The following is a 19,660-nucleotide window of genomic DNA, read 5'->3' as shown; positions in this document are numbered from 1 at the left end:
GCCGTGGTCGTCCCCCGTGAGGACCGCCCCGGGGATAAACGCCTGGTCGGGTACGTTACCGGGACGGTGGACGCGGGCAACGCCCGCGCGGCGCTGGCCGAGCGGCTTCCCGCGTACATGGTCCCGGCCGCGGTCGTCGTCCTTCCGGCGCTGCCGATGACCGTCAACGGCAAGCTCGACGCTCGCGCCCTGCCCGCCCCGGACTACCAAGACGCCGGCAACTACCGCGCCCCGAGCACGGCGGTCGAGGAGATCCTGGTCGGCATCTACGCCGAGGTACTCGGGGTCGAACGCGTCGGGATCGACGACTCGTTCTTCGATCTCGGCGGCGATTCGCTGTCCACGATGCGCCTGATCGCGGCGATCAACAGCTCACTCGAGACCGAGCTGCCAGTCCGTGCCGTGTTCGAGGCGCCGACGGTCGCACAGCTCGCACCCCGCATCGGCGAGGGCGCGGGACGCCTGCAGCCGTTGGTCGCGGGCGAGCGTCCAGCGGTGATCCCCCTGTCGTTCGCGCAGAGCCGGTTGTGGTTCATTCAGCAGCTGCAGGGCCCGTCGCCCATCTACAACATGGCGGCCGCGTTGCGGCTTGGTGGGCGCCTCGACACCGACGCGCTGCGCACGGCGCTGGCCGACGTGGTGAGCCGCCACGAGAGCCTGCGCACGCGGTTCCCCGCGCGCAACGGAACGCCCCAGCAAGTGGTGGTCCCCGCGCAGGAGGTCGACTTCGGCTGGGAGGTCGTCGACGCCACCGCATCCCCGGCGGGCGAGCTGGACGAGGCCATCGCGGCCACCACGCGCTACGCCTTCGACCTGGCCACCGAAACCCCGCTGCGCGCAAGGCTGTTCGCTCTCGGCGAGCAGGAACACCTGCTGGTGATCGTCGTGCACCACATCGCCGCGGACGGGCTGTCCCTCACGCCGTTGGGCGCGGACCTCAGTGTCGCGTACGCCAGCCGAAGCGCGGGGCACGCGCCCGAGTGGGCCGACCTGCCTGTGCAATACGCCGACTACACGCTCTGGCAGCGCGCGCAATTCGGTGACCTGGACGACGGCGAGAGCCCCATCGCGGCCCAGCTGTCCTACTGGCAGGGCGCGTTGGCGGGCATGCCGGAACGGTTACAGCTGCCCACCGACCGGCCCTACCCGCCCGTCGCCGACCAGCGCGGCGCCAGCGTGGTCGTGGAGTGGCCGGCCGATCTGCAGCAGCAGGTTCGCCGGGTGGCCCGCGAGCACAACGCGACCACGTTCATGGTGGTGCAGGCCGCGCTGGCGGTGCTGCTGTCGAAAATCGGGGCCAGCTCGGACATTCCGATCGGCTTCCCGATCGCCGGGCGCCGCGACCGCGCCCTCGACCTGCTCGTCGGGTTCTTCGTCAACACGTTGGTGCTGCGCGTCGACCTGGCCGGCGATCCCACCTTCTCCGAACTGTTGGCACGCGTCCAGGCGCGCAGCCTGGAGGCCTTCGAGCATCAAGACGTGCCGTTCGAGTTGCTCGTCGAGCGGCTCAACCCGACGCGCAGCCTGACCCACCACCCGCTGGTGCAGGTCATGTTGGCGTGGCAAAACTTCACCGGCCACGACGATCCGGCCGCGGGTCTGGCGCTGGGCGACCTCGAGGTCACCTCCGTTCCGGTCGAAACCGAGTCCGCCCGAATGGATTTGGTGTTCTCCCTGGCCGAACGCTGGGGGGAGGCCGGGGCAGCCGCCGGCATCGGCGGCCGGGTGGAATTCCGCACCGACGTCTTCGACGCCGAGACCATCGAAGCGCTGATCGCACGGCTGCAGCGGGTCCTGGTGGCCATCACCGCCGACCCCGGCCAGCGGTTGTCGTCGGTGGATGTGCTCGATGAGGGCGAGCGGGCTCGGTTGGATGTGGTTGGTAATCGGGCGGTTTTGAGTGCGCCGGTGTCGGGGTCGGTGTCGGTGCCCGGGCTGTTTGCCGCGCAGGTGGCCCGCGCGCCGGAGGCGGTGGCGGTCTCGGGTACCGGGGTGTCGGTGTCGTATCGCGAGCTGGATGCGGCGTCGAACCGGTTGGCGCGCCTGCTGGTGGACCACGGTGCGGGTCCGGGACAGATTGTGGCACTGCTGTTTTCGCGGTCGGCCGAGGCGATCGCGGCGATGTTGGCGGTGCTGAAGACCGGGGCGGCGTATGTGCCGATCGACCCGTCGTCCCCGGATGCCCGGATCGAGTTTGTGCTCCGCGACGCCGCTCCGGTGGTCGCGGTCAGTACCGCCGATCTGGCCGGGCGATTCGAGGGCCACGGTGTGCCCGTCGCCGACGTCGACGATCGGCGTCTCGACACCTTGCCTGACACCGCCTTAGCGGTGCCGGATGCCGAGGGTTTGGCGTATGTGATTTACACCTCGGGTACTACGGGTGTGCCCAAAGGTGTTGGGGTGGCGCATCGTAGCGTGACGGCGTTGATCGGTTCGCTGGATGCGGGGTTGCCGGCGCCGGGGGTGTGGTCGCATGCGCATTCGTTGGCCTTCGATGTGTCGGTGTGGGAGATCTTTGCTCCGCTGTTGCGTGGTGGGCGGCTGGTGGTCGTCGATGAGGACACCGCGCGTTCGCCGGAGGAGCTGCGCGCGGTGGTGGTCGGCGAGGGTGTGAGTGTGTTGACGCAGACGCCGTCGGCGGTGGCGATGCTGGACCCGGCCGGGCTGGAGTCGGTGGCGGTGGTGTTGGCCGGGGAGGCCTGCCCGGCGGAGGTGGTGGACCGGTGGGCGCCGGGGCGGGTGATGGTCAATGCTTATGGGCCGACTGAGACCACGATGTGTGTGGCGATCAGCGCGCCGCTGGTGCCGGGGTCGGGGGTGCCGCCGATCGGGTCGCCGGTGGCCGGGGCGGCGTTGTTCGTGCTCGACGGCTGGTTGCGCCCGGTGCCCGCCGGGGTCGTCGGTGAGCTGTATGTGGCCGGATCCGGGGTGGCCACCGGGTATTCGGGTCGGGCGGGATTGACCGGGTCGCGGTTTGTGGCCTGCCCGTTCGGTGCCCCGGGACTGCGGATGTATCGGACCGGGGATTTGGCGTGCTGGAACCGCGACGGGGACCTGCACTACGTGGGCCGCGTCGATGAGCAGGTCAAGATCCGCGGCTATCGCATCGAGCTGGGTGAAATCCAAACCGCGTTAAGCGCGTTGGCTGGTGTTGGGCAGGCGGTGGTGATCGCCCGCGAGGATCGCCCCGGCGATAAGCGCCTGGTCGGCTATGTCACCGGCGGCGCCGATCCGGCCGCGTTGCGCGCCCAGCTTTCCCAGCGGTTGCCCGGGTTCATGGTGCCCGCCGCGATCGTGGGTATGGAAGCCCTGCCGCTGACGGCCAACGGCAAGCTGGACACCCGCGCGCTGCCGGCCCCCGAATACACCGCCGGTCACTACCGCGCCCCGCAAAACCCGACCGAAGAGATCCTGGCCACCATCTTCGCCGACGTCCTGGGCCTCGACCGCGTCGGCACCGACGACTCCTTCTTCGAACTCGGCGGCGACAGCATCTCCGCGATGGGCCTGGTCGCCGCGATCAACAGCAACCTCGGCGCCGGCCTGCCGGTCCGCGTCGTGTTCGAGGCGCCCACGGTAGCCCAGCTGGCGTTGCGGATCGACGAGGGCACCAGCGGCCTGGAGCCGTTGGTGGCCGCCGAGCGGCCGGCGGTCATTCCGCTGTCCTTCGCGCAGAACCGGTTGTGGTTCCTCGACCAATTACAAGGCCCGTCACCGGTTTACAACATGGCGGCGGCCCTGCGGCTGAGCGGGCCCCTCGACACCGACGCGCTCGGTACGGCGCTGGCCGACGTGGTGGCCCGCCACGAGAGCCTGCGCACCCTGATCGCGGCACCCGAGGGTACGCCCCAGCAGCTGGTGACCCCGGTTGATGAGGCGAACTTCGGATGGTCGGTCGTCGACGCGGGCGGCTGGTCCGCCGGCCAGCTCGAGGAGGCCATCGGCGCCACAGCGCGCTACACCTTCGACCTCGCGGCCGAAATCCCATTGCGGGCCGAGCTTTTCCGCGTCGGCGAGGACGAGCACGTGCTGGTGGCCGTGGTTCACCACATCGCGGCCGACGGTATGTCGATTACCCCGCTGGTGCGCGACCTGGGCGTCGCGTATGCGAGCCGGTGTGCCGGACACGCCCCCGGCTGGGCGCCGCTTGCGGTGCAATACGTCGATTACACGCTGTGGCAGCGCACGCAGCTCGGCGATCTCGACGACCGAACCAGTCCGATCGCCGCCCAGCTGGCCTACTGGGAAGAGGCGCTGGCCGGCATGCCCGACCGGCTGGCGCTGCCCACGGACCGGCCCTACCCGCTGGTGGCCGATCAGCGCGGCGCCACTGTGGAAGTGGACTGGCCGACCGAGCTGCAGCAGCGAGTCGGCGAGCTGGCCCGCCAGCACAACGCGACCAGCTTCATGGTGGTCCAGACCGCGCTGGCGGTGCTGCTCGCCAAGATCAGCGCGAGTTCCGAGGTGGCCGTGGGGTTCCCGATCGCGGGTCGGCGCGACCCCGCCCTCGACGAGTTGGTCGGGTTCTTCGTCAACACCCTGGTGCTGCGGGTCGACCTGAAAGAGCTAGGCGGCGACCCCACCGTCACCGACCTGCTGTCGCAGGTGCGGCAGCGAAGCCTGGCCGCGTACGAACACCAAGACGTGCCCTTCGAGGTGCTCGTCGAACGGCTCAACCCCGCCCGCAGCCTGAGCCATCACCCGCTGGTTCAGGTGATGCTGGCGTGGCAGAACTTCGCCGGGCAGGGCGGCGGCCCGGTCGCAGGACTGACCCTGGGCGACGTCGAAATCACACCGATGCCGGTGGACACCCAAACCGCCCGCATGGATTTGACCTTCTCGTTGGCCGAACGCTGGAGCGAGGCGGGTGAGCCCGCCGGGATCGGCGGGACGGTGGAATTCCGCACCGACGTGTTCGACGCGGACAGCATCGAGGCGCTGGTCGGGCGATTACAGCGGGTCCTGACCGCGATGACCGTCGACCCCAGCCACGCGCTGTCGACCCTCGACCTACTCGATGCGGCCGAGCATGCCCGCCTCGACCGGATCGGAAACCTTGCGGCGCTGACCGATCGGGTGGCCGCGCCGGTGTCCATTCCGCAGTTGTTCGCCGCGCAGGTGGCCCGCACGCCGGAGGCGGTGGCACTCGTGTCCGGCGGCCGGTCCATGACCTACCGAGAGCTGGACGCCGCCGCGGACCGACTGGCGCACGTATTGGCCTCCCGCGGCGCGGAGCCGGGACACGTTGTGGCGCTGCTGTTTTCGCGCTCCGCCGAGGCGATCGTGGCGATCCTGGCCGTGCTCAAGGCCGGCGCGGCCTATCTACCGATCGACCCGGCGCTCCCGGAGGCCCGGATCGGGTTCGTGCTGTCCGACGCTGCGCCGATGGCCGTCGTCACCACCGCGGAGCTGGCCGACCGGCTCATCGGCCATAACGTGCCGGTCATCGACGTCGGTGACGGGGCCGCCGCCGACCAGCCCGGCCCGGCGCTCACCGCGCCCGCCCCGGAGGACATCGCCTACCTGATCTACACGTCCGGCACCACCGGTGTCCCCAAAGGCGTTGCGGTTACCCATCGCAACGCGACCCAACTGCTGGCGCGCATGGACGCCGGTCTGCCGCGCGCCGGGGTGTGGTCGCAGTGGCATTCCCTGGCCTTCGATGTCTCGGTCCACGAGATCTTCGGTGCCCTGCTGCACGGCGGACGGCTGGTCGTCGTGCCCGAATCGGTCGCCCGCTCACCGGAAGACCTGCACGCACTGCTGGTGACCGAACAGGTCGGCGTAGTAAGCCAAACCCCGTCCGCGGCGGCGATGTTGTCACCCGAGGGGCTGGAGTCGGTCACCCTGGTAGTGGCCGGCGAGGCGTGCCCCGCCGAGCTGGTCGAGCGGTGGGGGGCGGACCGGGCGATGATCAACGCCTACGGGCCCACCGAGGCCACCGTGTACGCGGCGGTCAGCGCGCCCCTGACGGCGGCGTCCGCGGAGTCGGGTGTGGTGCCGATCGGTTCGCCGGTGCCCGGCGGCGCGTTGTTCGTCCTCGATGGGCGGTTGCGGCCGGTGCCCGTCGGCGTGGTCGGCGAGTTGTACGTGGCCGGTTCGGGTGTCGCTTGCGGATACTGGCGGCGCGCCGGTCTGACCGCGTCGCGGTTCGTCGCCTGCCCATTCGGCGGCGCCGGGACCCGCATGTACCGGACCGGGGACCTGGTGCGCTGGCGCGCCGACGGGCAGCTGGACTACCTCGGCCGCGTGGACGAGCAGGTCAAGATTCGCGGTTACCGCATCGAGCTCGGCGACGTGCGCGCGGCGCTGGCCTGGCTGGACGGGGTGGAGCAGGCGGTGGTCATCGCCCGTGAGGACCGTCGCGGTGACAAGCGCCTGGTCGCCTACCTGACCGGAACGGCCGATCCCGCCGAGGTCCGGGCCGCGTTGGCGGAGCGGTTGCCGGCGTACATGATTCCCGCGGCCGTGGTCGCGATGCCGGCCCTGCCGCTCACTCCCAACGGCAAGCTCGACACCCGCGCGCTGCCCGCACCGGAGTACTCCGACGCGGACCAATACCGCGCCCCGGGCAACGCCGTCGAGCAGATCCTGGCCGGCATCTACGCCCAGGTGCTCGGGCTCGACCGCGTCGGGGTGGACGACTCCTTCTTCGATCTCGGCGGCGACAGCATCTCGTCGATGCAAGTGGTGACGCGGGCCCGGGCCGCCGGCCTGATCTGCCGCACGCGCGACCTGTTCGTCGAGCAGACCGTCGCCCGACTGGCGCGGGTGGCCGAGGTGGCCGAGGCGGTCACCGGCGCCCTCGACGAGGGCGTGGGTCCGGTGACGGCCACCCCGATCATGCATTGGCTGCGCGAAGTGGACGGGCCGGTCGATCAGTTCAACCAGACGATGCTGGTGCAGGCCCCCGCCACCGTGGGTGAGGCCGACGTGCTGGTGGTGCTGCAGGCACTACTCGACCGGCACGGCATGCTGCGGCTGCGCCTCGACGACGAATGGTCCCTGACGGTGCCCGAGCCCGGTTCGGTGGACGCCCGCGACTGCCTGCACGCGGTGGGCGAGTTGTCCGAAGCGGCACTCGTCGAGGCCCGCTCGCGGTTGAACCCGGCCGCCGGGGCGATGCTCAGCGCGCTGTGGGTCACCACCACCAACCAGCTGGCCGTGATCGTGCACCATCTGGCCGTCGACGGGGTGTCCTGGCGAATCCTGTTGGAAGACTTGAATATCGCCTGGGCCCAGCACCGGCTTGGGCAGCCGGTGGCCCTGCCGACGGCGGGGACGTCGTTCGCCCGGTGGGCGTCGCGGCTGGCTGAGCACGCGGGCGACCGGGACGTTGTGAACCAGCTGGACACCTGGCGGCAGGTGGCGGCCACCCCCGCGGCGCTGCCCGCAGTGCGCCCCGACGTGGACACCTTCGCCACCGCCGGACACCTGTCGACGGAGTTGGACGCGGAGACCACCGGCATGCTGCTCGGTGAGGTGCCGGCGGCGTTCCACGCCGGCATCCAGGACATCCTGCTCGTCGCGTTCGCCCTGGCGCTCCGCGAATTCCTGGGCGACGCCCGCGCGCCGATCGGCATCGACGTCGAGGGCCACGGCCGCAACGAGGAGCTGGGCCGCGACATCGACCTGTCGCACACCGTCGGGTGGTTCACCGCCAAGTACCCGGTGGCCTTGAACGTCGGCGGGCTGTCCTGGGCGCAGGTGGTCGCCAGTGACGCCGCGCTCGGTGCGGCGCTCAAGGTCGGCAAGGAGCAGCTGCGCGCCCTCCCGGACTCGCTGACCTACGGGTTGCTGCGCTACCTCAACGCCGGCGTCGGCCTAGACGCCGCCGATCCGGCGATCGGGTTCAACTACCTTGGGCGCCAAGGCGGTACGACCGAACTCTCCGAGGAGATGTGGCGGCCGGTGCCGGGCTCGGTCACCGCCGCCGCCGCGGCCATCCCCATGCCGCTGATGCACACCCTGGAGCTCAACGCGGCCACCGTCGACACCGAGACCGGTCCGCACCTGCACGCCAACTGGACCTGGGCGCCCTCCGCGTTGGACGACGGACAGGTCACCCGGCTGAGCCGGCTCTGGTTCGAGGCCCTGGCCGGGATCTGCGCCCACGTGCGATCCGGCGGTGGCGGATTGACGCCGTCGGACGTCGCGCCGGCCCGCCTCAGCCAGAAGCAGATCGACCAGCTGCAGCTCCAACACGACGTCGCCGACGTGCTGCCGCTGACCCCGGTGCAGCAGGGGCTGCTCTTCCACGCGAACACCGCCCGCGGCGCCGAGCAGAATGGCAGCGACCTGTACGCCGGACAGCTCGACATCAGCGTCTCCGGACCGCTCGACCCCGGCCGGCTGCGCGACGCCGTGCGCGGCGTGGTCAAGCGGCACCCCAACCTGGTGGCCCGGTTCGTCGATCAGTTCGACGAGCCGGTGCAAGTCATCGCGGCCGAGCCCGCCGCGGCCTGGCAGTACATCGAGCTGCGCGACGACGCCGACGTCGACGAGCAGATCCGGCAGCTGTGCGCCGCCGAACGCGCCGCCGTGTGCGACCTCGCCAACCAATTGCCCTTCCGAGTTGCGTTGATCCGCAGCGGAATTGACCGCCACCACCTGGTGCTGACCAACCACCACATCGTGCTCGACGGTTGGTCGATGCCGATCCTGCTCGGCGACATCTTCGCCGCCTACTACGGTCAGCGCCTGCCCGAGGCCGCGCCGTACCGCAGCTTCGTCAGCTGGCTGGCCGCCCGCGACCGCGATGCCGCCCGCGCCGCCTGGGCCGAGGTGTTCGCCGGCTTCGACACCCCGACGCTGGTCGGGCGCCAGGACCGGCTGCGGCCGGGGAAGCAGGCCGCCGCGACGCTCGGGCTGCCGGCCGACCTCACTCGCGCCGTGGGCGAGCTGGCCCGCTCCTGCCACACCACCGTCAACACGGTGCTGCAGGCCGCCTACGCGCAACTGCTGTGCTCGCTGACCGGCCAACACGACGTCACGTTCGGCACCACGGTCTCGGGCCGGCCGGCCGAGATCCCCGGCGCGGAATCGATGGTCGGCCTCCTGATCAACACCGTGCCGGTGCGGGCAAACCTCACCCCGACCACCACCGCGGCCGGCCTGCTCGAGCAACTGCAGGGCGCCTATAACCACACGCTCGACCACCAGCACCTGGCGCTCAACGAAATTCACCGCATCACCGGTCATGACCAGCTGTTCGACACCCTGTTCGCCTACGAGAACTACCCGATCGACGCCGCCGCTCTGTCCGGCAATCACGAGCTGTCCATCACCGACATCGCCAGCCGTGAATCCACCCACTACCCGTTGACGATCCAGGCCCAACCGGGTCACGAACTGCGCCTGCGCGTCGAATATGACACCGATGTCTTCGACGCCCAGGCCATCGGCACGCTGATCGAGCGGCTGCGCCGGGCGTTGGTGGCCATGACCACCGATCCGCACCGCCGCTTGTCGGCGACCGACGCGCTGGTCGCCGACGAGCATCGCAGGCTCGACGACTTCGGGAACCGCGCGGTCCTGGCTCAGGAGTGGGCGCCGGCGTCGATTCCGGCGTTGTTCGCCGCTCAGGTGGTTCGTGCGCCGGGGGCCGTAGCGGTGTCGTTCGACGGTCGGTCGTTGACGTATCGGCAGTTGGACGAGGCGTCGAATCGGTTGGCACATCTGTTGATGGGTCGGGGTGCGGGTCCGGGGGAGTCGGTGGCGGTGTTGTTCTCCCGGTCGGCGGAGGCGATCGTGGCGATCCTGGCCGTGTTGAAGTCGGGGGCGGCGTATTTGCCGATCGACCCCGCGCTGCCGGTGGCGCGGATCGAGTTCATGCTGGCCGATACCGCGCCGGTGGCCGCGCTGACCACGGCCGAGCTGACCGAGAAGTTGGCCGGGTATGTGTTGCCGGTCATCGACGTGCACAGCCCTGCCCTGCAGTCGCAGCCCATCACGGCGCCCCCGGGACCCGATCCCGAAGATGTCGCGCACATCATCTACACCTCGGGGACCACCGGGGTGCCCAAGGCGGTGGCGGTGAGCCACGCCAACGTGACCCGGTTGTTCGCCGCTCCGGAAGTCGGCGTGGCGTTGACGCCGGATCAGGTGTGGACCCAGTTCCACTCGTATGCGTTTGATTTCTCGGTGTGGGAGATCTGGGGGGCGCTGCTGCACGGCGGGCGGCTGGTGGTGGTGGCTGAGGCGATCGCCCGCTCGCCCAAGGACTTCCACGCCCTGCTGGTCGCCGAGCGGGTCAGTGTGTTGAGTCAGACCCCGGCGGCCGTTCGCATGCTGTCACCGGAAGGCCTCGATTCGGTTGCGCTGGTGATCGGCGCGGAGCCCGTGCCGCCGGAGCTGGTGGACCGCTGGGCGCCGCGCCGGGCGATGATGAACGTCTACGGCCCGACCGAGAGCACGATCTTCGCGTCCATGAGTGTCCCGCTGACCGCGAAATCCGGTGCGCCGCCAATTGGTTCGGCGGTGCCAGGGACGGGACTGTTCGTGCTGGACGGCTGGCTGCGGCCGGTGCCGGTCGGGGTGGTCGGGGAGCTGTATGTGGCCGGGCGCGGGGTGGGCCTGGGATACGTGCGCCGGCCCGAGCTGACCGCATCGCGGTTCGTGGCGTGCCCGTTTGGCGAGCCCGGACAACGGATGTATCGCAGCGGGGACCTGGTGCGCTGGGGCACCGACGGCCAGCTGCAGTACGTCGGCCGCGCCGACGAGCAGGTCAAGATCCGCGGTTACCGCATCGAGATCGGCGAGATCCGCTCGGCGCTTGCCGCTTTGGAGGGCGTCGACGAAGCGGTGGTCATCGTCCGCGAGGACCGCCCCGGCGATAAGCGACTGGTCGGCTACATCACCGGAGCCGCCGAGCCGGCCGCGATGCGCGCCGCGCTGGCCGCGCGGCTGCCGGACTACATGGTCCCGGCCGCGATCGTGGTGCTCGAGGCGCTACCCGTGACGGTCAATGGCAAGCTCGACACCCGCGCGCTCCCGGCGCCGGAATACAGCGCCTCCGGATACCGTGCCCCGACGAATCCCACCGAGGAAATCCTGGCCGGCATCTACGCCCAAGTGCTCGGCATCGACCGCGTCGGCATCGACCAATCGTTCTTCGACCTCGGCGGAGACAGCATCTCGGCGATGCGCCTGATCGCCGCCGTCAACACCGACCTCGACGAATACCTGTCGGTGCGCGCCGTGTTCGAGGCGCCCACCATCGCGGCGCTCGCGCCCCGCATCGGTGAGGGCGCGACCCGGCTCGATCCGATGGTGGCCGGCCCGCGGCCCGCGGTGGTGCCGCTCTCCTTCGCGCAGAGCCGGTTGTGGTTCCTCGACCAATTGCAAGGCCCCTCACCGGTTTACAACATGGCGGCGGCCATGCGCCTGCGTGGCCCGCTCGACGCGCGAGCCCTCGGAGCGGCCCTGGCCGACGTGGTGGCCCGCCACGAGAGCCTGCGGACCGTGTTCGCGGCCCCCGACGGAACACCGCAGCAGGTGGTCATCCCCGCGGACCAAGCCGATTTCGGCTGGCACGTCGTCGACGCCGCCGGCTGGTCGGCGAGCCGCCTGGGCGAGGCCGTCAAGGCCGCGGCCCGCGACACCTTCGACCTGTCGACCGATATCCCGTTGCGGGCCTGGCTCTTCCGCGTCGCCGACGACGAACACGTACTGGTCGCGGTCGTGCACCACATCGCCGCCGACGGGTGGTCGCTGCGACCGCTGACCGCCGACTTGGGCGTCGCCTACGCCAGCCGGTGCGCGGGGGACGCGCCCCAGTGGCCCGAATTACCGGTCCAATACGTCGATTACACCCTGTGGCAGCGCGACCAGTTCGGCGACCTGAAGGACCGCGACAGCCGCATCGCCGGTCAGCTGGCCTACTGGGAAGAGACCCTGGCCGGCATGCCGGAACGGCTGGCGCTGCCCACCGATCGGCCCTACCCCGAGGTCGCCGACCAGCGCGGCGCGACCGTGGCGATCGACTGGCCGGCCGACTTGCAGCAGCAGATCACGGCGGTCGCCCGCGAACACAATGCGACCAGCTTCATGGTGGTCCAGGCCGCCCTGGCGGTGCTGCTGTCCAAGGTCAGCGCGAACAGCGATGTGGCGGTGGGCTTCCCGATCGCCGGGCGCCGCGACCCCGCCCTCGACGACCTGGTCGGGTTCTTCGTCAACACCCTGGTCCTGCGGGTCGACCTGAAAGAGCTAGGCGGCGATCCCACCTTCGCCGAGCTGTTGGACCGGGTGCGGACGCGCAGCTTGGAAGCCTTTGAGCATCAGGACGTGCCCTTCGAGGTGCTGGTGGAGCGCGTCAACCCGACCCGGAGCCTGACCCATCACCCGCTGATCCAGGTGATGCTGGCCTGGCAGAACTTCGGCGGCCAGGACAGCGATCCCGCGACCGGGCTCGCGCTGGGCGACGTCCGGGTCACCTCGATCCCACTGGACACCCAGGTCGCCCGCATGGACCTGACGTTCTCGCTCGCCGAGCGCTGGACCGAGGCGAACGAGCCCGCCGGAATCGGCGGGCGGGTCGAGTTCCGCACCGACGTGTTCGACGCCGACAGCGTCGAGACGCTGGTCGGGCGGCTGCAGCGGGTGCTGGCGACGATGACCACCGAGCCCACCCGATCGGTCTCGTCGGTCGACCTGCTCGACGCGGCCGAACACGCGCGGCTGGACGAGATCGGCCACCGGGCGGCGCTCACCGCGGCGGACACCGTGCCCGCGTCCATTCCCGAAGCGTTCGCCGCCCAGGTCGCGCGCACACCGGATGCGGTGGCGCTCAGCTGCGCCGGCTCGTCGTGGAGCTATCGCGAGCTCGACGAGGCCGCCAACCGGTTGGCCCACCTGCTCGTGGGCCGGGGCGCCGGCCCGGGACGATGCGTGGCGCTGCTGTTCCACCGTTCGGCCGAGGCGATCCTGGCGATCCTCGCAGTGCTCAAGACCGGCGCCGCCTACCTGCCGATCGACCCCGCGCACCCCGCGGGCCGGGTCGGCTTCATGCTCGCCGACGCCGCGCCGGTCGCGGCGCTCACCACCACCGGACTCGCCGCCCGGCTGGACGAGCACGACGTCGCTGTCGTCAACGTCGACGATCCCGCCCTCGACGCCCAACCCGGCACCGCGTTGCCGGCGCCGAGCGCGGAGGACAGCGCCTACCTGATCTACACCTCGGGGACCACCGGTGTGCCCAAAGGCGTTGCGGTGAGCCACCGCAACGTGACCCAGCTGATGGCGTCCGTGGACGCCAGCCTGCCGGGCGCTGGGGTGTGGTCACAGTGGCACTCCTACGGCTTCGACGTGTCGGTGTGGGAGATCTTCGGCGCGCTGCTGCGCGGCGGGCGCCTGGTGGTGGTGCCCGACGCGGTGGTCCGGTCCCCGGAGGACCTGCACGCGCTCCTGGTCGCCGAGCGGGTCAGCGTGCTCAGCCAAACCCCCTCTGCGGCAACGATGTTGGACCCGAGTGGGCTCGAGTCCGCCGCGCTGGTGGTGGCCGGCGAGGCCTGCCCGGCCGAGCTGATCGACCGGTGGGCGCCCGACCGCGTGATGATCAACGCCTACGGGCCCACCGAGGCCACCGTGTACGCGGCGATCAGCGCGCCGTTAACGGCTGGATCCGCGGTCGTCCCGATCGGCTCCCCGGTGGCTGGGGCGGCGCTGTTCGTGCTCGATGCGTCCCTGCGGCCGGTGCCCCCGGGCGTGGTCGGCGAGTTGTACGTCGCCGGCGCCGGCCTGGCCCGCGGCTACTGGCGGCGGGCGGCGCTGACGGCGTCGCGGTTCGTCGCCTGCCCCTTCGGCGGGCCCGGCGCACGCATGTACCGCACCGGCGACCTGGTCTGCTGGGGCGCCGACGGGCAGCTGCAGTACCTGGGCCGCGCCGACGAGCAGGTCAAGATCCGCGGCTACCGCATCGAGCTCGGCGAAATCCGGGCGGCGCTGGCCGAGCTCCCCGGAGTGCGGCAGGCGGCCGTCGTCGCCCGCGAGGACCGTTCCGGCGACAAGCGCCTGGTCGGCTACGTCACCGGGGCGGCGGAGCCCGCCGAACTGCGGGCCCGCCTGGCCGATCGGTTGCCCGCCTACATGGTGCCGGCGGCCGTGGTGACGCTCGACGCGCTGCCGCTGACCCCCAACGGCAAGCTCGACGCCCGCGCCCTGCCGGCGCCCGAATACTCCGACGCCGACCGGTACCGCGCGCCCAGCACCCCGGTCGAGGAGACCCTGGCCGGCATCTACGCCCAGGTGCTCGGCGTCGAGCGGGTTGGCGTCGACGACTCCTTCTTCGACCTGGGCGGCGACAGCATCTCGTCGATGCAGGTGGTCACCCGGGCGCGCGCCGCCGGCCTGGCCTGCCGGACGCGCGACATCTTCGTCGAGCAGACCGTGGCCCGGCTGGCCCGCGTGGTCGCCGCGACCGACGGCGACGACGGCGAGACCGACGAGGGCACCGGGGAACTGCCGGCGACCCCGATCATGCGCTGGCTGCAGAGCGTCGACGGCCCGATCGACCAGTTCAACCAGACGCTGGTCGTCGAGGCGCCCGCCGGGGTCACCGAGGCCGACGTGGCGGCGGTGCTGCAGGCCCTGCTGGACCGGCACGCCATGCTACGGCTGCGGGTCGGCGAGGGGTGGTCGTTGACGGTGCCCGAGGCGGCAGCGGTGGAGGCGGCCGACCACTTGCGCACGGTGGACGAGATGTCCGATGCGGCGGTGGTGGCGGCGCGGTCCCGGCTGGACCCCGCCGACGGGGTGATGCTGAGCGCGCTGTGGGCCACCTCGACCCGCCAGCTGGTGCTGATCGTCCACCACCTCGCCGTCGACGGGGTGTCCTGGCGAATCCTGTTGGAAGACTTGAACATCGCGTGGGCCCAGCATCGCGCCGGGCAGCCGGTGGCGTTGCCGCCGGCCGGCACGTCATTCGCCCGCTGGGCCGCACTGCTGAGCGAGCATGCGCACGCCCCGGCGGTGGTCGAGCAGGCCGACGCCTGGCGGCGCGTCGCGGCGACCCCGACCGCGCTGCGCCCGGTCCGGCCCGCGACCGACACCTACGAAACCGCCGAGCACCTGTCGCTGGAACTCGACGTGCAGACCACCCGCATCCTGCTCGGCGAGGCGCCGGCGGCGTTCCACGCCGGGGTCAACGACATCCTGCTGATCGGGTACGCCCTGGCGTGGACGGAGTTCTTGGGCACCGGTGGCGCTCCGGTCGGCATCGACGTCGAAGGCCACGGGCGTCACGAGGAGCTGGCCGGCGGCGTGGACCTCTCGCGCACTGTCGGCTGGTTCACCACCAAATACCCGGTGTCGCTGGCGGTCGACGAATTGCCTTGGGCGCAAGTGCTTTCCGGAGCGCCAGCGCTGGGCGCGGTACTCAAGCGCGCCAAGGAACAGCTGCGGGCCCTGCCGGACCCGCTGAGCTACGGGCTGCTGCGCTACCTGAACGCCGACGTCGACCTGGACGGCTCGGATCCGACGATCGGGTTCAACTACCTGGGCCGGCTGGGCGGCGCGGCGGCCGAGATGTCCGACGAGCTGTGGCGGATCTCGCGGGACGGCTCCGCGATCACCGGGACCAGCACGTCGGTGCCTATGCCGCTGATGCACACCGTGGACCTGAACGCGGGCACCGCCGACGGCGAGACCGGCCCGCAGCTGCACGCGAACTGGACGTGGGCGCCGTCGGCCCTGGACCGCGAGCAGGTCACCCGGCTGAGCCGGCTCTGGTTCGAGGCGCTGACCGGCATCTGCGCCCACGTGCGTGCGGGCGGCGGCGGGCTGACCCCCTCCGACGTCCTGCCGGCGAGGTTGGCCCAGCAACAGATCGACGAGCTCGAACGGCGAAACCCGATCGCCGACGTGCTGCCGCTGACGCCGCTGCAGCAGGGGCTGCTCTTCCATGCCACCACCACCCGGGCCCGCGAGGACGACCTGTACGTGGTGCAGCTGGACATCAGCGTGAGCGGCGCGCTGGACTCCGACCGGCTGCGCGCCGCCGTCCAGACGGTGGTGGACCGGCACCCGCACCTGGTCGCCCGATTCTCCGAGGAATTCGACGAGCCGGTGCAGGTCATCCCCGCGAATCCGGCGATGGCGTGGCAATACGTCGAGCTCGACGCCGGCGACGGCGCCGACGAGCAAGTCGGGGAGCTCTGCGCGGCCGAACGCGCCGCGGTCTACGACCTGGCCGACCAGCCGGCCTTCCGGGTCGCGATGATCCGCACCGCGCAGGACCGGCACCGGTTGGTGCTCACCATTCACCACATCGTGCTCGACGGCTGGTCCGTGCCGATCCTGGTGAACGAGACATTCGCCGGCCTCACCGGTCAGCGGCTGGCCCCGCCGGCCCCGTACCGCCGATTCGTCACCTGGCTGGCCGACCGCGACCTCGACGCCGCCCGGGCGGCGTGGGGTCAGGTGCTCGCCGGCTTCGACGCCCCGACGCTGGTCGGCCCGCCGCATCAGGCGGAGCTGGGTGCCCGGGGCCTTGCGACGTTCGCGGTGTCGGCCGAGACCACCCGCGCGCTCGGCGAGCTGGCCCGGTCCTGCCAGAGCACCGTCAGCACGGTCCTGCAGGCCGCCTGGGCGCAACTGCTCACCTGGCTGACCGGCAACTTCGACGTCGCCTTCGGCACCACCGTCTCCGGCCGGTCGGCCGACGTGGTCGGCGCCGAGTCGATGGTGGGCCTGCTGATCAACACGATTCCGGTGCGCGCCCGCATCACCCCGGCCACCAGCACCACGGCCCTGCTCGAGCAACTGCAGCGCGCGCACAACGACACCCTCGAGCACGAGCACCTGTCGCTGACCGAGATCCACCGGATGACCGGTCACGACAAGTTGTTCGACACGCTGTTCGCCTACGAGAACTACCCGCTCGAAACGTCGGCGATGGCGGTCAACCACGAGCTGTCCATCACCGACTTCAGCGTCTTCGAACGCAACCACTACCCGCTGACGATGCAAGCCGCCCTGTCCGGCGACCGGCTCGGCTTCCGCGTGGAGTACGACGCCGGCGTCTTCGACGCCCGCACGGTCGAGGCGCTCACCGAGCGGCTGGAGCGGGTGCTGGTGGCGATGACCACCGACCCGGCCCGGCGGCTGTCTTCGGTGGACCTGCTGGACTCATCCGAGCGGTCCCACCTGGACGAGCTCGGCAACCGGGCGGCGCTCACCCGGCCCACGCCCGCCGCGGCGTCGATCGTGGCCTTGTTCGCCGAGCAGGTCGCACACCGGCCGGACACCATGGCGATCTGCTGGGGCGACCTGGCCATGACCTACCGGGAACTGGACGAGGCGGCGAACCGGTTGGCGCACCTGCTCGTCGCCGGGGGTGCCGGCCCGGGAAAGTCGGTGGCCCTGCTGTTTTCGCGCTCGGCCCAGGCGATCGTGGCGATCCTGGCGGTGCTCAAGACGGGCGCGGCGTACCTGCCCATCGACCCGGCGGCTCCGGGGGCGCGGATCCGGTTCATGCTCGACGATGCGGCGCCAATCGCGGCGATCACCACCGGGGGATTGCGGTCGCGGCTGGACGAGCGCGCCGTGCGGGTCGTCGACATCGAGGACCCGTCGATCGACGCCTATCCGTCCACGCCGTTGCCCGCGCCGGCGGCCGAGGGCGCCGCCTACGTCATCTACACCTCGGGAACCACCGGCGTGCCCAAGGGCGTGGCGGTCACGCATCGCAACGTGACCCAGCTGATCGGTTCCCTCGACGCCGGACTGCCCACCCCGGGCGTATGGACGCAGTGCCACTCGTACGCCTTCGACGTGTCGGTGTGGGAGATTTTCGCGCCGCTGCTGCGCGGGGGGCGGGTGGTGGTGGTGCCCGAGTCGGTGGTGCGCTCACCGGATGACTTGCGCGCCTTGCTGATCGACGAAGGGGTCACCGTGCTGACCCAGACGCCGTCGGCGGTGGCGGCGCTGGATCCCGCGGGGCTGGAATCGGTGGCGTTGGTGATGGCGGGCGAGGCATGCCCGGCCGAGGTCGTCGATCGTTGGGCGCCGGGCCGGGTGATGGTCAACGCCTACGGCCCGACCGAGACCACGATGTGCGTCGCCATCAGCGCGCCGCTCACGGCCGGCTCGGGGACACCGCCCATCGGTTCGCCGGTGCCGGGGGCGGGATTGTTCGTGCTCGACGCCTGGCTGCGCCCGGTGGCGCCCGGGGTGGTGGGCGAGCTGTACGTGGCCGGCGCGGGCGTGGCCACCGGCTACGTCGGACGGGCGGGCTTGACCGGGTCGCGGTTCGTGGCGTGTCCGTTCGGCGAGCCCGGGAGACGGATGTACCGCACCGGCGACCTGGTGCTCTGGGGCGCCGACGGTCAGCTGGTGTACGTCGGCCGCGCCGACGAGCAGGTCAAGATCCGCGGCTACCGCATCGAACTGGGCGAGGTGCAGGCCGCGCTGGCCCGGCTCGACGGTGTCGACCAGGCGGTGGTGATCGCCCGCGAGGACCGTGCCGGCGAGAAACGGCTGGTCGGCTACATCACCGGAACGGCCGACCCGGCGGACGCGCGCACCACGCTCGCCGGACGGCTCCCGGTCTACATGGTCCCGGCGGCCGTGCTCGCACTCGACGCGCTGCCGCTCACCCGCAACGGCAAGCTGGACGCTCGCGCCCTGCCCGCACCCGAGTACACCGGCCGCGGCTACCGGGCCCCGTCGAACGCGAGCGAGGAGATCCTGGCCGGCATCTTCGCGGGCGTGCTCGGCGTCGAGCGGGTAGGCGTCGACGACTCCTTCTTCGACCTGGGCGGCGACAGCATCTCCGCGATGCGGTTGATCGCCACGGTCAACACCGCGTTGGCCGTCGACCTTGCGGTGCCCACCCTGTTCGACGCGCCCACGGTGCGCAGCCTGAGCCAGCGCCTGGGCACGGGCACGGCCGCCACCGACGACGACGAGATCGTCCCGGTGCAGACCCTGAAGCAGGGCGCCGGCGTTCCGGTGTTCTGCATCCATTCCGCGGGCGGCGTCAGTTGGCCGTATCAGGTTCTCGGCACCCACCTGGACTGCCCGATCATCGGCATCCAGCAGATCGAGGCCGACTCCGAACCCCGGTCCATCAGGGAGATGGCCAAGGCCTACGCCGACCGGCTGCAAGAGGCATACCCGGACGGGCCCTACCACCTGCTTGGCTGGTCGTTCGGCGGCGTGATAGCGCACGAGCTCGCGGTCGAACTGCAGCGACGCGGATGCGTCGTGGGGCGCCTGATCCTGCTCGACGCCCAACCCGCCACCGACGACGGTGTCGCCTCACCGGAGGACAATCTGGGTGAGCAACGGGCCATGGCCGAAGCCGCGTCGTCGCAACGGCTTTTCGAACTGCTGACCCACAACGTTCGCAAGAACGTCGAGCGGTACCGATCCCACCAGCCGAGGGTTTTCAACGGGGACACCACCATCATCGCCGCAACAAGGGGCGAGGCCGAGCGCGCCGCGTTCCTGTCGCGGTCGTGGCGGCCCCACGTCACCGGAGAGATCCTCAGCTACGCGATCGACTGCGCGCACGACGACATGCTGACCGGGAATTCGGTGGCTCTCTACGGGCAACGACTCCGGCACCTGCTGGTGCTCGCCGAACGCCGACTCGAATTGGCCCACGGTGGCCAGCGCGGTGCTCGGCAGGAAAAGCTGCCGGGCGAGCGCGCCGGATAAC

General features: G+C 71.2%; 1 protein-coding gene. It reads left to right on the top strand.

What is annotated here, in order from left to right; genetic code table 11:
* Nucleotides 1–19,659 (top strand): non-ribosomal peptide synthetase (locus tag A5695_RS12270; protein ID WP_068081735.1); only part of this gene is annotated, 19,659 nt, incomplete at its 5' end.
* Nucleotide 19,660: the final 1 nt, after the last annotated feature.

This window comes from Mycobacterium sp. E1747, from assembly GCF_001667775.1.
GTDB lineage: Bacteria > Actinomycetota > Actinomycetes > Mycobacteriales > Mycobacteriaceae > Mycobacterium.
This window is presented reverse-complemented; position numbering and strand designations above follow the sequence as displayed.